The 15,843-nt window shown below is 74.1% G+C and carries 13 protein-coding genes and 1 tRNA gene; 8 read left to right on the plus strand and 6 right to left on the minus strand.

Translation table 11 applies throughout. The features are described 5' to 3' along the window. Position 1: 1 nt before the first annotated feature. On the minus strand, positions 2-307 hold the full coding sequence (locus tag SGUI_RS06685) for a hypothetical protein (RefSeq protein WP_066637883.1): 306 nt from the start codon (positions 305-307) through the stop codon (positions 2-4). Between the two features lie 192 nt (positions 308-499). Further along, positions 500-1,381, minus strand: a complete 882-nt coding sequence (locus tag SGUI_RS06690) for a hypothetical protein (protein ID WP_066637886.1) — start codon at positions 1,379-1,381, stop codon at positions 500-502. Between the two features lie 159 nt (positions 1,382-1,540). On the opposite strand from SGUI_RS06690, the gene SGUI_RS06695 reads away from it, so the two are divergent. The 5 genes from SGUI_RS06695 to SGUI_RS06715 all read left to right on the plus strand — a co-directional run bounded on the left by SGUI_RS06695 (position 1,541) and on the right by SGUI_RS06715 (position 8,864). Then, on the plus strand, positions 1,541-2,563 hold the full coding sequence (locus SGUI_RS06695; protein WP_191090959.1) for a 3-oxoacyl-ACP synthase III: 1,023 nt from the start codon (positions 1,541-1,543) through the stop codon (positions 2,561-2,563). A 22-nt stretch (positions 2,564-2,585) separates the two neighbouring features. Further along, on the plus strand, positions 2,586-5,309 hold the full coding sequence (locus SGUI_RS06700; RefSeq protein ID WP_066637890.1) for an alpha/beta fold hydrolase: 2,724 nt from the start codon (positions 2,586-2,588) through the stop codon (positions 5,307-5,309). Next, positions 5,309-6,301 carry an NAD-dependent epimerase/dehydratase family protein gene (locus tag SGUI_RS06705; protein WP_066637892.1) on the plus strand — a complete coding sequence of 331 codons (993 nt, stop codon included), beginning with the start codon at positions 5,309-5,311 and terminating at the stop codon, positions 6,299-6,301. The genes SGUI_RS06700 and SGUI_RS06705 overlap by 1 nt, the downstream gene beginning before the upstream one ends. 163 nt (positions 6,302-6,464) lie before the next feature. Next, positions 6,465-7,688, plus strand: a complete 1,224-nt coding sequence (locus tag SGUI_RS06710; protein ID WP_066637894.1) for an acetyl-CoA C-acetyltransferase — start codon at positions 6,465-6,467, stop codon at positions 7,686-7,688. A gap of 195 nt (positions 7,689-7,883) precedes the next feature. Further along, a complete protein-coding gene (locus SGUI_RS06715) occupies positions 7,884-8,864 on the plus strand; it encodes a DUF808 domain-containing protein (RefSeq protein ID WP_066637897.1) in 981 nt (326 codons plus the stop codon). Between the two features lie 35 nt (positions 8,865-8,899). On the opposite strand, the gene SGUI_RS06720 is transcribed toward SGUI_RS06715, so the two are convergent. Then, a complete protein-coding gene (locus SGUI_RS06720) occupies positions 8,900-9,172 on the minus strand; it encodes a hypothetical protein (protein WP_157621762.1) in 273 nt (90 codons plus the stop codon). Positions 9,173-9,240: 68 nt separating this feature from the next. Next, positions 9,241-10,125: a Bax inhibitor-1/YccA family protein gene (locus tag SGUI_RS06725; protein WP_066637902.1), complete on the minus strand. Its 885-nt coding sequence runs from the start codon at positions 10,123-10,125 to the stop codon at positions 9,241-9,243. A 169-nt stretch (positions 10,126-10,294) separates the two neighbouring features. On the opposite strand from SGUI_RS06725, the gene SGUI_RS06730 reads away from it, so the two are divergent. From SGUI_RS06730 to SGUI_RS06740, 3 genes are all read left to right on the plus strand, one after another. Continuing rightward, positions 10,295-12,784, plus strand: a complete 2,490-nt coding sequence (locus tag SGUI_RS06730; RefSeq protein ID WP_066637909.1) for a M14 family zinc carboxypeptidase — start codon at positions 10,295-10,297, stop codon at positions 12,782-12,784. A 26-nt stretch (positions 12,785-12,810) separates the two neighbouring features. After that, positions 12,811-12,884 (plus strand) — tRNA-Leu (locus SGUI_RS06735). A 66-nt stretch (positions 12,885-12,950) separates the two neighbouring features. Then, positions 12,951-13,778, plus strand: coding sequence for a uracil-DNA glycosylase (locus SGUI_RS06740; protein WP_066637913.1), 828 nt, complete (start codon positions 12,951-12,953; stop codon positions 13,776-13,778). Between the two features lie 448 nt (positions 13,779-14,226). On the opposite strand, the gene SGUI_RS06745 is transcribed toward SGUI_RS06740, so the two are convergent. Both SGUI_RS06745 and SGUI_RS06750 read right to left on the minus strand, forming a co-directional pair. Next, a complete protein-coding gene (locus SGUI_RS06745; RefSeq protein ID WP_066637915.1) occupies positions 14,227-15,186 on the minus strand; it encodes a Ppx/GppA phosphatase family protein in 960 nt (319 codons plus the stop codon). After that, entirely contained in the window at positions 15,183-15,836 is a 654-nt protein-coding gene (locus SGUI_RS06750; protein WP_066637918.1) for a DUF501 domain-containing protein, read from the minus strand. The genes SGUI_RS06745 and SGUI_RS06750 overlap by 4 nt, the downstream gene beginning before the upstream one ends. Positions 15,837-15,843: the final 7 nt, after the last annotated feature.

A 15,843-nucleotide genomic window follows, 5' to 3' on the forward strand; every position in this document is an offset into this window, starting at 1 on the left:
CTCAGAAGAGGGCGGCGACCAGGCCGACGACCGAGCGGCGACGGCCGGTCGGGAGCACCACCGGCTCCTGGGCGCGGGTGGGCCGGGGTGCCGCCACGGCACGCCGCGAGAGCTCGTCGACGGCTCGTGCGACGGCGCCCTGGTCCGCGCTCTGCGGCAGCACCGACTCCGTCGGCCGGGCCTCGGGAGCGGGCCTGCCCGGCTCGACGAGCAGCAGGCACGGGACCGCCCGCTGCGCGCACCAGTCCCGGTCCTGCTGCTGGGCGGGCCAGCGGACGACCCGCACGGGGGTCCAGCCTGACGCCATGTCGGTCTCCTCACCTCGGCTCGACGACACGGCCAGTCTGCCCTGCCCGACAGCCCTCGGAGAGCCGGATCGGGCCGCCCCGGCGAGGGTTCACGAGGCGTTCACGCAGCGGTCGCCCCGGGGTCGGCCGCAGGTCGCAGGAGGGCCGCGACCGGCACCCGGTCGCGGCCCTCCTGAGCGGACGAGGCGGGGTCAGCCGTCGCTGCCCGGCTGGCCGCCGAGCTCGCTCATCTCCATGACCTGGTCCTCCGCGGGAGCCTGGATCTCCTGCGGCTCGCCCCAGTTGTCCGTCGTCATCTCCATGGACACGCCCTCGAGGTCGAAGGTCAGCTGGCGCATGAGGTTGTCGTCGTCGAGCCAGACCTCGTAGACGACGGTGTCCGGCATACCCGGCGCGGCCGTGGTGGCGGCCTCCCCGCCGGCGGCCGCGGCCGCCTCCGGGTCGAGCGTCACCTGGTAGTGCCGCATCTCGGTGCCGTCGACGTCCTCCTCGCCGACGAGGACCACGCTCTGGGCGCCCTGCTCCCACGCCTCCCACTGGGTGGAGACGTCGAGGTCCTCCATCGCGCCGGCCTGGCCGAGCAGGTCCTCCCCGCCCCGGACGTACATGCCCTCCGGCGTGACGCCGGGCATGGCGAGGTAGACCTCGCCACCGGTGGTGATCATCTCCATGTCGCCGACCTGGGGCATGGTCATGGTGATCTGCATGAGCGGCTGCTCGCCGGACAGGTCGACAGCCCCCTCGGCGTCCATGGCCTGGCCCGAGGCGTCCATGCTCATGGTGAGGGTGTAGCTGGACAGCGTCTCCTCGCCGGGCTCCTGCATCATGGCGAGGAAGTCCTCGACCGGGATCTCCTCGCCGTCGGCGGCGGCCGCCTCGCTCGTGTCGTCGGCCCCGGCGGCGTCCTCCTCGCTCGTCTCGGGGGCGCTGCTCTCCTGCGCGTCCTCGGTGCTGGAGGCCTCGCCGGACCCGCCCTCGGGGTCGGTGCTCTCCCCGCCGCCGCAGGCGGCCAGCCCCAGGCTCAGGACTCCGGCGCTGACGATCGCGCCCAGCCGCTTCCGCGTGCTGCTCATGTCGGTCTCGCTCTCCCTGCTACCCCCGCTCCGCGGAGGGGTGGTGGATGGTGGTTCCATCGTGGCACAGCGGGGACTTCGGTTCTTCCCCGGCGGCGGTGCTGTGGTCGAATGGGGACTCTGTCCGTCTTCCCTTCGCCAGAACGCAGGAACCACCACGTGACCGGCAACGCCACCTTCCGGCACAGCGACACCGCCGTGCTGTCCGTCACCGCCGTCGACGCGCCGATCGTCAAGACCTCGGCCGAGTTCGACGAGGTCATCGGAGACTCCTACGGCCGCAACGGCCTGCGCCCCGGGATGCTGGCCAAGCTGGCCGGGATCTCCGAGCGCCGGTGGTGGCACGAGGACCAGAGCTTCGTCGACGGCGCGGTCCAGGCCGCCCAGGAGGCGCTGGCCCAGGCGGGGGTCGACGCCGATCGGGTGGGTCTGCTCATCAACACCTCGGTGAGCCGCGAGCACCTCGAGCCCTCGATCGCGGTCTCGGTGCACCACGCGCTGGGCCTGCCCTCGGCCTGCCTGAACTTCGACCTCACCAACGCCTGCCTCGGCTTCGTCAACGGTATGCAGCTGGCGGCGACGATGATCGACGGCGGACAGATCGACTACGCCCTCGTGGTGTGCGGCGAGGGCTCCCGGGTCCCGCAGGAGCGGACGCTGGAGCGGCTGTCCGGCCCGGACGCGACCGCGCAGGACATCGTCAGCCAGTTCGCGACCCTCACCCTGGGTTCGGGGGCGGCCGCCATGCTGCTCGGTCGCGCCAGCGAGCACCCGGAGGGGCACCGGGTCGTCGGCGGGGTCACCCGAGCCGCCACCGAGCACCACGAGCTGTGCGTCGGCGACTTCACCGAGATGCGGACCGACGCCCAGGGTCTCCTGGTCGCGGGGATGGGGCTGGCCGGCGCGCTGTGGCGCGACGCCGCGCAGGAGTTCGACTGGCAGGAGATGGACCGCTACATCGTCCACCAGGTCTCGCAGGTGCATACCACCAAGACGGCCGAGGCCCTCGGCATCGACCTGGAGCGGATCCCGCTCACCTTCCCCACCTACGGCAACGTCGGACCCGCCGCGGTCGCGATCACGCTGGCCAAGGAGGCCGACAGCCTGGAGCGCGGGGACCGGGTGCTCATGATGGGCATCGGGTCCGGGCTCAATATGACCTGCGTCGAGATCGACTGGTGACCCGAGCCGAGCGACGCTGAGCGTGGACCTCCCGCAGCCCTCCCCCCGCCACCGGATCCAGGACCCCGCGCGCCGCGCCGCGCACGACCGGGTCGGACTGCCGTCGGCACCGCTGCCCGGGCTGGACCCCGACTGGTCCCGCGTGGTGGTCGCGGCGGACGCCGAGGGCCGGACCCGGCGCTGGCACGTGCTCGACAACGGGCCCGCGCTGGAGGCCGCCGGAGCCGAGATCGAGGGCACCGTGCTCGCCGTCCACGGCAACCCGACCTGGTCCTACCTGTGGCGCCGGGTGCTCGCGCAGGCACCGCTGGGGTGGCGCGTCGTCGCCGTCGACCAGCTGGGGATGGGCTGGTCCGAGCGGCCCGGCACCCCGCGCACGCTGCCGCAGCGGGTCGCCGACCTCGGTGGGCTCACCGACGCGCTCGGCCTCACCCGTCCCGTGGTGACCCTGGCCCACGACTGGGGCGGGCCGATCAGCCTGGGGTGGGCGCTGGCGCACCGCGACGAGCTGGCGGGGGTGGTGCTGACCAACACCGCCGTGCACCAGCCGGTCGAGCACGCGGCACCCGCGGTCATCCGGCTCGCCCGTGCGCCCGCGCTGCTCGCGCAGGTGTGCCGCACGACACCGGCCTTCGTCCGGGCGACCACGGCCCTGTCGCGCCCGGCCCTCCCCCGCGACGTGCGGGACGCCTTCGCCGCGCCCTACGCGAGCGCCGCGCGCCGGGACGCCGTCGCCGACTTCGTCCGCGACATCCCCTTCGAGCCCGACCACCCCAGCCGCGCCACCCTCGACGAGATCGCCGCCGGCACCGCGACGCTCGACGTCCCGGCGCTGCTCGTGTGGGGCCCGCGCGACCCGGTCTTCTCCCAGCGCTACCTGGAGGACCTCGTGCGCCGGCTGCCGCACGCCGACGTGCAGGTCTACCCCGGCGCCTCCCACCTCGTCCTCGAGGACCGGCCCGAGGGGGTGGGGGTCGTCTGGGACTGGGTGCGGCGGACCGTCGGCGGAGAGGGTGAGCCCAGGGGGGCCGAGGCCGGCCCGCGGACCACGGCTGCCGCACAGGTGCCGGTCCGGGTCGACACCGGCCGGCCGGACGAGGTCGCGATCGTCGAGCTCGGCGGGGCCGCTCGCAGCGTGACCTTCGGCGAGCTGGACGCCCGGGTGGACGCCGTCGCGCGCGGCCTGGCGGGCAGAGGGGTGCGCACCGGCGACCGGGTCGCCGTCCTCGTGCCCCCCGGCGTCGACCTCACCACCGTCGTGTATGCCGTGTGGCGGCTCGGCGCGGTCGTGGTCGTGGCCGACGCGGGGCTGGGGCTGGCCCGGCTCGGCGCCGCGTTGGCCGGGGCGGGGCCGGCGCACGTCGTCGGCATCGGGCGCGCGCTGGCCCTGGCGGCGGTGACCCGGGTGCCCGGGTCGCGGATCCGCACCGACGGCGGCGGCCTGGACGCGCTGGCGGACGAGGGCGCCCGGCTGGACGACCCGCTGCCCGAGGACCTCGACGACGGCGCCGACGGTGCGATCCTCTTCACCTCCGGCGCCACCGGACCGCCGAAGGGGGTCGTCTACACCCGTCGCGGCCTCGGCGCCCAGGTCGCCCTGCTGCGCGACACCTTCGGCTTCGGGCCGGGCGAGCGCTTCGTCGCCGCCTTCGCCCCCTTCGCGCTCTACGGTCCCGCGCTGGGGCTGCCCAGCGCCGTGCCGGACATGGACGTCACGGCCCCGCACACGCTCACGGCGACCGGGCTGGCCGACGCCGTGGCCGCGGTGGACGCCACCATGGTCTTCGCCGCGCCGGCCGCGCTGCGCAACGTCGTCGCGACCGCGGGGGCGTTGGACGCCGAGCAGCGTGCGGTGCTGGGCCGGGTGCGCCTCGTGCTCTCCGCAGGGGCGCCGGTGCCGCCGGAGCTGCTCCGCGAGGTCCGGCAGGTGCTGCCGGCGGCGCAGACGCAGACCCCCTACGGCATGACCGAGGCGCTGCCGGTGGCGACCCACGACCCCACGACGCTGTCCCCGGAGGACCTGGCGGGCGGCTCCGGCGTCTGCGTCGGGCGACCGGTGCCGGGGGTGGAGGTCGCCATCGCCGCGCTCGGTCCGGACGGCATACCCGCGGAGGACCTCGCGACCGGCGACGGGACCGGTGCGGACGTCGTCGGGGAGATCGTCGTGCGGGGCCCGCACGTCAAGGACCGCTACGACCGCCGCTGGGCGGCCCAGGAGCACAGCGACCGGCCCGCGGGGTGGCACCGCACCGGGGACGTCGGTCACCTGGACGGCTCCGGCCGGCTCTGGGTCGAGGGGCGGCTGGCCCACGTCGTCACCACGGCCGAAGGCCCGGTGACGCCCTACCCGGTCGAGGACCGGGTGCGCGACCTCCCGGGCGTGGCCGATGTGGCCGTCGTCGGGGTCGGCCCGGCGGGGGCGCAGCTCGTCGTCCTCGTCCTGGTGCGCGGCGAGCGCGGCGGCCCGGTCGCGCGGGCCACGGGTGCTGCCCACGGCTCCGGGGCCCTGGCGCCGCCCGAGCTGGCGGCCCGGGCGCGGGCCGCCGCGGGGGTGCCGGTGGCCGCCGTGCTGGTCCGCGACTGGCTCCCGGTCGACGTGCGGCACGCCAGCAAGGTGGACCGGAGCGTCCTCGCCGGGTGGGCCGACGGCGTGCTCCACGGCCGCCCGCTGCGCGACCGCCTGCGCTCGGCCGTCGGTATGCCCGGACAGGCCCCGCGCCGCGCGCCGCACCGCAGGAGCCGCTGATGGTCGGGGCGGAGGAGCGCATGAGCGGACGGGTGCTCGTCACCGGCGCCAGCGGCATGCTCGGCGGCGCGGTGGCCGACCTGCTCGCGACGCGCGGGTGGGACGTCACCGTCATGCAGCGTCGCACCGCCGGCGGCCGGCACCGGGAGGTGCTCGGCGACGTCCGGGACGCCGAGGCCGTCGCCCGCGCGGTGGACGGGCAGGACGCCGTCGTGCACCTCGCCGCCAAGGTCGACGTCGTCGGCCCGTGGCGCGACTTCGTCGACATCAACGTGCGCGGCACGCGCCGGGTCATCGAGGCCCTGCGCGCCCAGGGTGGCGGCCGGCTGGTGCAGGTCAGCTCGCCGTCGGTCGCGCACACCGGCAGCTCGCTGGCCGGGGCGGGCGCCGGGCCCGCGAGCCCCATGCACGCCCGGGGTCACTACGCCCGGACCAAGGCGGCCGCCGAGCTCTTCGCGCTGGCGGCCGACACCCCCGACCTGCCCGTGACCGCCCTCCGGCCGCACCTCGTGTGGGGCCCGGGCGACACCCAGCTCGTCGGGCGTATCGCGCAGCGCGCCCGGCAGGGGCGGCTGGCGCTGGTCGGACCGGGCACCACGCTGGTGGACACGACCTACGTCGACAACGCCGCCGCCGCGATCGTCGCGGCCCTGGAGCGGAGCGAGGTCGCCCACGGGCAGGCCCTCGTCGTGACCAACGGCGAGCCACGCCCCATCGGTGAGCTCATCGGCGACATCTGCCGGGCGGTCGGTGCCCCCGCCCCCCGGCTGCACCTGCCGACACCGCTCGCCTGGGGGCTCGGTGCCGCCGTCGAGGGGGTGACGGCGCTCTCGGCACGGGTCCCCGGCATACCGACCGTCACGCAGCCGCCCCTGACCCGCTTCCTCGCCGAGCAGCTGTCGACGGCGCACTGGTTCGACCAGCGGCGTACCCGCGAGGTCCTCGACTGGCGCCCGGCGGTGAGCCTCGACGAGGGCCTCGACCGTCTCTGAACTGCGCGCGACTGCAGTGGTCATGTCGCGTCATCAGCAGTTCTCGCGGCACGACCGGTGCACTCGCGCAGCTTCAGGAACGGCACGGCCCAGACCTCGAACCGGCGGCGCTGCAGGCTCACCTAGACTCACGGCATACCGCTCGCGTCAAGGAGGACCACCCATGCCCGAGGCCGTCATCGTCGCTGCCGCCCGTACCCCCATCGGCCGCGCGTTCAAGGGGTCGCTGACCACCGCGCGCCCGGACGATCTCGCCGCCGGCGTCATCCGCGCGGCGCTGGACCAGGTCCCCGCCCTGGACCCGACGACGGTCGAGGACCTCTACCTCGGGTGCGCCGAGCCGTGGGGCGAGCACGGCTTCAACATGGCGCGCGTGGTGAGCGTGCTGCTGGGCCTGGACTCGGTGCCCGGCTCCACGGTCAACCGCTTCTGCGCCAGCTCGGTGCAGACCACGCGGCAGGCGCTGCACGCGATCAGGGCGGGTGAGGGCGATGTCTTCATCAGCGCCGGCGTCGAGTGCGTGTCGCGGTATGCCGACTTCTCCGGCGCCGGCGGCGGCAAGGAGTCCTGGCGCAACCCGCTCTTCGCCGACGCGGTGGCCCGGACGGAGGCGATGGCCGCGAGCAACGAGACCTGGACCGACCCGCGGGAGCAGGGCGGGCTGCCCGACGTCTACATCGCCATGGGGCAGACCGCGGAGAACGTCGCCACCTCGCTGGGCATCTCCCGCGAGCGCCAGGACGAGTGGGGCGTCCGCAGCCAGAACCGCGCCGAGAAGGCGATCACGGACGGCATCTTCGCCCGGGAGATCGCCCCGGTGACGCTCGCCGACGGCACCGTCGTCAGCACCGACGACGGCCCGCGGCCGGGCGTGACCCTGGAGAAGGTCAGCCAGCTGCAGCCGGTCTTCCGCGAGGACGGCACGGTCACCGCGGGGAACTGCTGCCCGCTCAACGACGGCGCCGCGGCCCTGGTCGTCATGAGCGACACCCGGGCGAGGGAGCTCGGGTTGACGCCGCTGGCGCGCATCGTGTCCACCGGCGTCTCCGCGCTCTCCCCCGAGATCATGGGCCTGGGCCCGATCGAGGCGAGCAAGCAGGCCCTGGCCCGCGCCGGGATGAGCATCGGCGACATGGACCTCTACGAGATCAACGAGGCCTTCGCCGTGCAGGTCCTCGGCTCCGCCGACGCGCTCGGCATGGACGAGGACAAGCTCAACGTCCACGGCGGCGCGATCGCCCTGGGCCACCCCTTTGGCTGCACCGGCGCCCGCATCTCCACCACGCTCATCAACGCGCTCCAGACCCACGACGGCCAGTTCGGCCTCGAGACGATGTGCGTCGGCGGCGGCCAGGGCATGGCGATGGTCCTCGAGCGCCTCTCCTGACCGGCCGCACGGTCTGCGTCGACCGGCCGCACGGTCTGCGTCGACCGGCCGCACGGTCTGCGTCGACCGGCCGCACGGTCTGCGTCGACCGGCCGCACGGCTTGCGCCGACCGGCCGCACGGCTTGTATGCGGCATACCTCCCGGGCGGCAGGTAGCCTGACGCAGTCCGTTCCGCCCACCCAGTGAGGTGACCCATGGCCGGTGGTCTGGCTGCCCTGCTCGACGACATCGCCGCGATCGCCCGCGTCGCCGCCGCGTCGGTCGACGACGTCAGCGCCGCCGCCGGGCGCGCCGGGGCGAAGGCCGCCGGGGTCATCGTCGACGACGCCGCGGTGACACCGCGCTACGTCACCGGCGTCGACCCCAGCCGCGAGCTGCCGATGATCAGGACGATCGCCATCGGCTCGGTGCGCAACAAGCTGCTCTTCATCGTGCCGGCGGCCCTCCTGCTCAGCGTGTTCATCCCGTGGCTGCTGACCCCGATCCTCATGCTGGGCGGCCTCTACCTGTCCTACGAGGGGGCGCACAAGGTCCTCGAGTGGTTCGGCGTGGGGCACGACTCCGCGCACGACGAGCCGGCGGTGGAGCAGGGGCCGGAGGCGGAGAAGAAGGTGACCTCGGGCGCGATCCGCACCGACTTCATCCTGTCCGCCGAGATCATGGTCATCGCGCTCAACGAGGTCTCCGAAGAGCCGCTGGTCACCCGGGCGGTCGTCCTCGTCGTCGTGGCGCTGGCCATCACCGCGCTGATCTACGGCGCGGTCGCGCTCATCGTCAAGATGGACGACATCGGGCTGAGCCTGTCCCAGCGTGACTCCGAGGGCGTGCAGAAGTTCGGCCGCGGGCTGGTCAAGGCCATGCCCGTCGTGCTGAAGACGCTGTCCATCGTCGGGGTGATCGCCATGCTCTGGGTCGGCGGGCACATCCTGCTCGTCGGCATCGACGACCTGGGCTTCCACCCGATCTACGACTTCGTGCACCACGCCGAGGAGGTCGTCGCCGGGCTGGTCCCCGCGATCGCCGGGGCGCTGAGCTGGCTCACCAACACCTTCTTCTCGGCGGTCCTCGGCCTCGTCGTCGGCCTGGTCGTCGTCGGCGTCGTGTCGGTCCTGCCCTTCGGCAAGGGGCACGCGAGCAAGAGCGAGTCCGAGCAGAGCGACGCCGGCGCGCACTGAGCAGCCCTGACGCGGCCCAGGAGAGGGCCGCAGGCTCAGGGCAGGGACCGCCGCAGCGCGGTGACCCGCCCGAGCAGGTCCTCCTCAGCCAGCCCCGCCTCCCGCCGGTCGAAGAACATGACCCGCAGCTGGTCCATGACGACCCCCGGCCCGTGGTCGGGGACGACCTGGCGACCCAGCCCGGTCGCGTCGGCGGTCTCGTCCGCGATGTCCTGCACCAGCTCCCGCACCGCGGGGTATGCCGCGAGCGCCCGCTCCAGCGGCAGCTGCTCCCAGCGGCGGACCACCCGCTCGACCTCGGTGTCCACAGCAGACGGCCCGCCGGCAGCAGAGCTGCCGGCGGGCCGCATACCTGTCACGGGGTGACCAGGGTCGATCAGTCGCTGCTCTGCAGGATCGCGAAGAGCCGCAGGAACTCGATGTAGAGCCACACCAGGCTGGCGACCAGGCCGTGGCCCAGGAGCCAGGAGTACTTCTCCGGGGCGCCACCGCTCACCGCGCGGTCCACCGAGTCGAAGTCGACGGCGAGGGAGTAGGAGGCCAGCCCCACGCCGAGCAGCGAGACGAGGATGCCGAGCGGGCCGCTGTAGATGCCCCAGCCCTCACCGAAGCCCATGAACGAGGCGGCGAGGTTGACGAGCAGGAAGACGAGGTAGCCCATGGCGAACATCCCGAAGATGCGCCGGCTCTTGCTCGTCACCTTGATGAAGCCGGCCTTCCAGCCGATGAACATGCCGGCGAAGGTCGCGACCGTCGCGATGACGGCGGTCGTCACCACGCCCTCGTACATGTCGATGAAGGTCACGCTGACCGCGCCGATGAACAACCCCTGGAGCACGGCGTGCACGAGGATGAGCCCGACGTTGACCTTCTTGCTGAAGCCGATGGCGAAGCTCAGCGCGAGCGAGCCGAACATGCCCAGCAGCCAGATCGGGGTGGTGACGTCGGGCTGCGCGCCGACGAACATCCAGGTCGCCGCGGCGACCACGACGACGATGCCGAAGAGCATGAGGCTCTTGACGATGACGTCGTCGAGGGTGAGGCGACCGGTCTGCGCCGGGCCGGCCGGCGTCTGGTCGTACATGTCCTGCAGCTGCTGGTCGGACATGGTCTCGCTGGGGCCGGGCTGGTACTGCGGGATTGGCGACCCGCCCTGCGCCTGCGCGTAGTTCTGCTGGCTGCCGGAGGGCTGGCCGAAACCGGCATACCCGCCCTGGGCGGCCTCCTTGTCGATGCGGTTGAAGACCGGGTTGACGGCCATGGAACCTCCCAGTGGTGCGGCACCGCGGTCGAGCGACCGCGATGTCAGGTGTCACCAGCATAAACGTGCAGGCCGACAGAAGGATTCCGGTCGTCGTGAGGCCTGCGTCACGATCTGGCCCCTGTCACCGCCGGGGGCTATCCTGGCGTCCCCCGTCCCGAGGAGAGGTATGCCGCGCCGCCCCGGCACCCGTGCGCTCACCGGCACCCTGACCCTGGCCCTGACCGCCGGCCTCGTTGGTGTGCCCGCGACCTCGGGCGCCGCCCCCTCCCCCGACGTCACCGCCACTCCCCTCGCAGCCCACCCCGGCGACGGTGGGGCCTACCCCCGGCAGGAGCCCCTGCCCGAGCCGCCGGTCGACGAGGACGACGCCGCGATCAAGCTCGGGCTCACGGCATACCACGACGTCTCGCGGCGGCTCAACGCCGCGATGGAGGGCTCGGACCGGGTCTCCGCCGAGGTCATCGGGACGACCGCCGGCGACCGCGACCTCGTGCTCGTCACGCTCACCGCGCCGGAGAGCCGGGGCCAGGCACGGCAGCAGCAGCGGCTGCGCGACCTCATCACCGAGGACCCGGCCCGGGCCGCGCGGGACCGGCAGGTGCAGCGGCGCTACAAGCTCCCGGTCTTCGTCAACGCCAACATCCACGGCAACGAGTTCGAGGGCACCGACGCGGCCCTGCGGCTCGTGGAGGACTACGCGACCAGCGAGGACCCCGAGGTGGAAGAGCTCCTCGAGCGCTCGCGCATCCACCTCGTCGTGACGATGAACCCCGACGGCCGGCACGACAACACCCGCCGCAACAGCGCCGGCTTCGACCTCAACCGCGACTTCGTCACCGCCACCCAGCCGGAGACGGTCGCGGTCCGCGACGCGCTCGTCGCGACCCAGCCGGCGCTCATGCTCGACCTGCACGGCTACGTCAACGGGACCCTGGTGGAGCCGACGACGCCGCCGCACGGGGAGAACTACGAGTACGACCTCTTCATCAAGCACGCCTACCCCAACGGCCTCGCGATGGAGGAGGCCATCAACGGCCTCGGCTACGACGAGAGCGACGGGGTCGAGCCGGTGCAGGTACCGCTGCGCGACTGGGACGAGGGCTGGGACGACTGGCCGCCGATCTTCACCCCGCAGTACGCCGCGCTCCACGGCGCCGTCGCGCACACCGTCGAGATCCCGCTGCGCGTCAACAACTCCTCCTACGACCTCCCGGTGGAGGAGCTGCGCCGTCGCTCGGCGATCAACACCGACATCGCGCACGCCGCGGTCACCGCGACGCTCCGGTATGCCGCGTCCCACCGCGAGGACCTCCTCGCCGACCAGATCGAGATCTTCCGCCGCGGCGAGGCCGGTGAGCCCCAGACCCCGGTCGAGGAGGGGCTCTTCGGCGGCGTCATCGGGCCCGAGGACGTCTACACCACGACCTACCCGCGCGCCTACGTCATCCCGGTCGGGGACCAGCAGCGCTCCGCGCCGGCGACCGCCCGGCTCGTGGAGCACCTCGTCGCCAACGACGTCGAGGTGACCCGGCTGACCCGCCGCGCCACGCTGTCCGGCCGCACCTACCCGGCCGGGAGCTTCGTCGTCGACATGCACCAGGCCAAGCGGGGCATGGCCAACACCCTGCTCGGCCGCGGCACCGACATCTCCGACCGGGTGGACGCGATGTACGACATCTCCGGCTGGAGCCACGCGCTGCTCTGGGGTGCCGACGTCGTCACCGTGCCCGAGGACGACCCGCTGCGGATCCGGGGCCGGGTCGTCGACGAGGCCGACCTCGACACCTCGCTCCCCCGCAGCCGCACCGGGTGGACGCTGCCGATGGCCGACCCCGCCGACGTGCAGGCCGTGAGCCTGCTGCTGGAGCAGGGCATACCGCTGGAGCTGCTCGACGACGGCCGGGTGCTCGTGCCGCGGGGCTATCCCTGGGCGGCGGGCAACGTGGTCCGGCGGTTCGGCGTCGAGCTCGACCCCGCTCCGCGGCGCGCGTCCGGGGAGCCGCTGGAGACCACGGCCCGCCTGGTCGGCGTGGCCGGGAGCGCCGAGGAGCGCTGGGCCTTCGGCGAGATGGGCCTCGTGGCGCGCGAGGTGAGCGTCGACGCGCTCAACGACGGCATGGACCTGTCCGACCTCGACGCGCTCTACGTCTCGGCCGGGCTGGCCTGGGACGACCTGGACGACGACGCCCGCGCCGAGCTGCAGGACTTCGTGGCCGACGGGGGCGGTCTCGTCGGCCGCGGGGTCGCCGGCACCAGCTTGGCCACCGAGCTCGGCGTCATCGAGGCGACGCCCGTCCGCGGCCGCGGCGACGCCAACGGCGTGGTGCGGGTGGACAACGCCGAGGGCAGCCCCGTCAGCTCGGGGGCCACACCGGACACCTTCGTCTACTCCCCGGTCTGGTTCACCGACCTCGGGGAGGACGTCCGGGTGGACCAGCGCCTCGCCGAGCACCCGCTGGTGAGCGGCCACTGGCGCGCCACGCCCGCCGGGGAGGGCGGCCCGGACGCCGGCGCGGGACAGCCCCTCGTCGTCAGCGCCGAGGGCGAGGGCTCGCGCGCGGTGCTCTTCGGCAGCGAACCGCTCTTCCGGGCCCACCCCAAGGGCCAGTACGCCCTCGTGGCGCGCGCCTTACTCTGGACCGGCGCCGACGACTGAGCGGCCCGGACCGGCCGCACCAGCCCGCCCCCGTAGCCCAATCGGCAGAGGCAGCCCACTTAAAATGGGCGCAGTGCGGGTTCGAGTCCCGCCGGGGGCACTCATCGCAGCAGGCCGTGCCGACGGCATACAGTCCTGCGGGCGCCGGCGCGTCACACTGGGGGGTATGCGCGTGCACACCGACCCGCACCCCGTCACCGGGGAGCCCTTCCACTCCCCGGCGCCGCCCGGGACGGGCTGGCCGCAGGACCCCGCGCCGGCGGGCACCCGCACCGCCCGCTCGGAGGCCGGGGTCCGGCGGCTGGCCGCCGGGGCCCGCGACCTGGCGACGCTCGACGCCCGGGTGAGCGTGTGCGCGGCCTGCCCACGGCTGGTGCGCTGGCGCGAGGATGTCGCCCGCACCCGGCGGGCCGCCTACGCGGACCAGCCCTACTGGGGACGGCCCGCCGCCGGGTTCGGCGACCCGCACCCGCAGATCCTGATCGTGGGCCTCGCCCCCGCCGCGCACGGCGCCAACCGGACCGGCCGGATCTTCACCGGCGACCGGTCCGGCGACTGGATCTACGCGGCGCTCCACCGGGCGGGCTACGCGAGCCAGGCCTCCTCGACGCACGCCGGCGACGGCCTCACACTGCACACCGTCCGGATCACCGCCGCCGTGCACTGCGCCCCGCCGGACAACGCGCCGACGCCGGCCGAGCGGCATACCTGCGGGATGTGGCTGCAGCGCGAGCTCACCCTGGCCGAGCCGACCCTGCGCTCGGTCCTCGCCCTGGGAGGCATCGGGTGGGACGCCTTCCTCGCCGCGGCCCGCGACCTCGGCTGGCAGGTGCCGCGCCCCAAGCCGCGCTTCGGCCACGGCGCGCAGGCGCTGCTGACGACCGGCGCGGGCCGCCAGGTGCGGCTGCTGGGCAGCTACCACGTCAGCCAGCAGAACACCTTCACCGGCCGCCTCACCGAGCCCATGCTCGACGAGGTGATCGCGCGCCTCTAGCGGCACGGATCCGCGGGCACATGGATGAGGGGCCCTCAGCAGTATGAGTGCCGAGGACCCCTCGGACGAGCCGCCACGAGGACGGACGTCCTGAGTCAGGACCGGACGTCACCGAGGTGAGCGACCAGGTCCGACAGATGACCGGGGAGGTGTGACGTTCCCGGTCGACCCGAGCACCGAAGGCGGTCCCGCCGGCCCCGTCACCGGGCCGGACGTGGTGGCGAGGCCACCAGATCCCCGGGGCGAGGCCCCGAGGTGGACCGCTCCTGCGAGCGGATCCCGCTGCCCTCGCGGGCGGCGTAGGTAGATGTCTACGCCCTCGCCGGGGGCCGCGCAAGGGGTCGGACGAAGTCCGTCGGCGTGTCCCGCACGGTCGGCGTGTCCTCCCCAGGACGCGGGGGTTTGTGCACAGCTTGTCCCCCGGGTCGTCCACACCGGCTGTGGACGATCAGGCCTGGGAGAGGGCGATCCCGTCGAGGATGTCGGTCTCGGAGGCACGCACCGTCGTCAGCCCGGAGTCGTGCGCCACCCGCTGGACCACGGTGCGCCACACGAGGGCGCCGGCGCCGATGACGTCGACCCGCCCCTCGTGCATGAAGGGCAGCTCGCGCCGCCGCGAGCGCGGGCTCAGGAGCAGGTCGGTGCAGGCGTCGACCACCCGCTCGACCGGAAGCTCGGCGCCGTGGATCTCCTCGCGCCGGTATGCCGGGAGGTCCAACGCGTGCGCCGTCACCGTCGTCACCGAGCCGGCCAGCCCGACCAGGGTGCCGACACCGGTGAGGTCGACCGTGGCGGCGACGTCGTCGACGGCCCGGACGATGTCGGACAGCGCCCCCCACACCTGGTCCTCGCTCGGCGGGTCGTCCGCGAGGTGCCGCTCGGTCATCCGGACGCAGCCGATGTCCACCGAGCGCGCGGCGGCGACGCCGGTGCCCGCGTCGTCACCGAGCACGAACTCGGTGGACCCGCCACCGATGTCGACGACGAGGTAGGGCCCCGGGGCGCCCTCCTCGCGCAGCGGGCCGGTGGCACCGGCGAAGGAGAGCGCCGCCTCCTCGTCCCCGCTCACCACCTCGGGGGTGACGTCGAAGCCGGCGAAGGCCTGCTGGACACCGGCGACGAAGTCCCCGGCGTTCGAGGCGTCGCGGGAGGCGGACGTCGCGACGAAGCGGACCCGCTCGCAGCCCGCCTCGCGGCACTGGGCGGCATACCCCTCGGCGGCGGCGAGGGTGCGCTGCATCGCGGCGTCGCTGATCCTGCCGGTGGCGTCGATGCCCTGGCCGAGCCGGACGATCTGCATCTCCCGGGCGACCTCGCGCAGCACCGGCCCGTCGGGGCCCGTCTCGAGGTCGGCGACGAGCAACCGGATCGAGTTGGTGCCGCAGTCGACGGCACCCACGCGCGTCATGCGGCGGACCCGTCCTCGCGCCCGCGGGGCGCGGCGTCCTCGGCCTCGCCACCACCCTCGGCCCGGCCCTCCTCGGGCTCGGGCAGCGGGTGGTGCTTGGGGCAGCTGTCGCACCGCTCGTCCTCGGTGGCGGAGACGCCGGTGCAGCAGCCACCCTCCCACCAGGTCGGCAGCGCGGCGATGGCCTCGTCGCCCAGCGGGTTCACCCCGGGCCCGGCCGCGAGGCTGTGCGCCACGAGCACGTGCAGGCACTTGACCCGGTTGGGCATACCGCCGGCGCTGATGCCCGCGATCTCGGGCACGTGGGCCAGCTCCTCGCGGCGACGCAGGTAGTCGTCGTGCGCCTGGGCATACTCCCAGCGCAGGCTCTGGTCCTCCGCCAGCCGCCGCGACATGTCCTTCATCAGGCCCTCGCTCTCGAGGGTCGAGATGGCTCCGGTGAGCCGGGGGCAGGTGGCGTAGAAGCTGGTCGGAAAGGGGGTGCCGTCCGGCAGCCGGGGCTCGGTGCGGATGACGGTCGGGCAGCCGCAGGGGCACCGGTGCACGATGGCCACGACCCCGCGGGGTTCACGTCCGAGCTGGCGCCGGATGACCTCGAGATCCTCCTCGGAGGGGGTCTCGTCCAGCGTGGTGCGGTCGAGTTCGCTCATGTCCTTC

This window comes from Serinicoccus hydrothermalis (assembly GCF_001685415.1).
Taxonomy (GTDB): domain Bacteria; phylum Actinomycetota; class Actinomycetes; order Actinomycetales; family Dermatophilaceae; genus Ornithinicoccus; species Ornithinicoccus hydrothermalis.

Excerpts from the sequence above, each read along its gene's own strand:
- SGUI_RS06685 (WP_066637883.1), bottom strand. The coding sequence starts at position 307 with ATGGCGTCAGGCTGGACCCCCGTGCGGGTCGTCCGCTGGCCCGCCCAG.
- SGUI_RS06690 (WP_066637886.1), bottom strand. The coding sequence starts at position 1,381 with ATGAGCAGCACGCGGAAGCGGCTGGGCGCGATCGTCAGCGCCGGAGTC.
- SGUI_RS06705 (WP_066637892.1), top strand. The coding sequence starts at position 5,309 with ATGGTCGGGGCGGAGGAGCGCATGAGCGGACGGGTGCTCGTCACCGGC.
- SGUI_RS06710 (WP_066637894.1), top strand. The coding sequence starts at position 6,465 with ATGCCCGAGGCCGTCATCGTCGCTGCCGCCCGTACCCCCATCGGCCGC.
- SGUI_RS06715 (WP_066637897.1), top strand. The coding sequence starts at position 7,884 with ATGGCCGGTGGTCTGGCTGCCCTGCTCGACGACATCGCCGCGATCGCC.
- SGUI_RS06725 (WP_066637902.1), bottom strand. The coding sequence starts at position 10,125 with ATGGCCGTCAACCCGGTCTTCAACCGCATCGACAAGGAGGCCGCCCAG.
- SGUI_RS06730 (WP_066637909.1), top strand. The coding sequence starts at position 10,295 with ATGCCGCGCCGCCCCGGCACCCGTGCGCTCACCGGCACCCTGACCCTG.
- SGUI_RS06740 (WP_066637913.1), top strand. The coding sequence starts at position 12,951 with ATGCGCGTGCACACCGACCCGCACCCCGTCACCGGGGAGCCCTTCCAC.
- SGUI_RS06745 (WP_066637915.1), bottom strand. The coding sequence starts at position 15,186 with ATGACGCGCGTGGGTGCCGTCGACTGCGGCACCAACTCGATCCGGTTG.
- SGUI_RS06750 (WP_066637918.1), bottom strand. The coding sequence starts at position 15,836 with ATGAGCGAACTCGACCGCACCACGCTGGACGAGACCCCCTCCGAGGAG.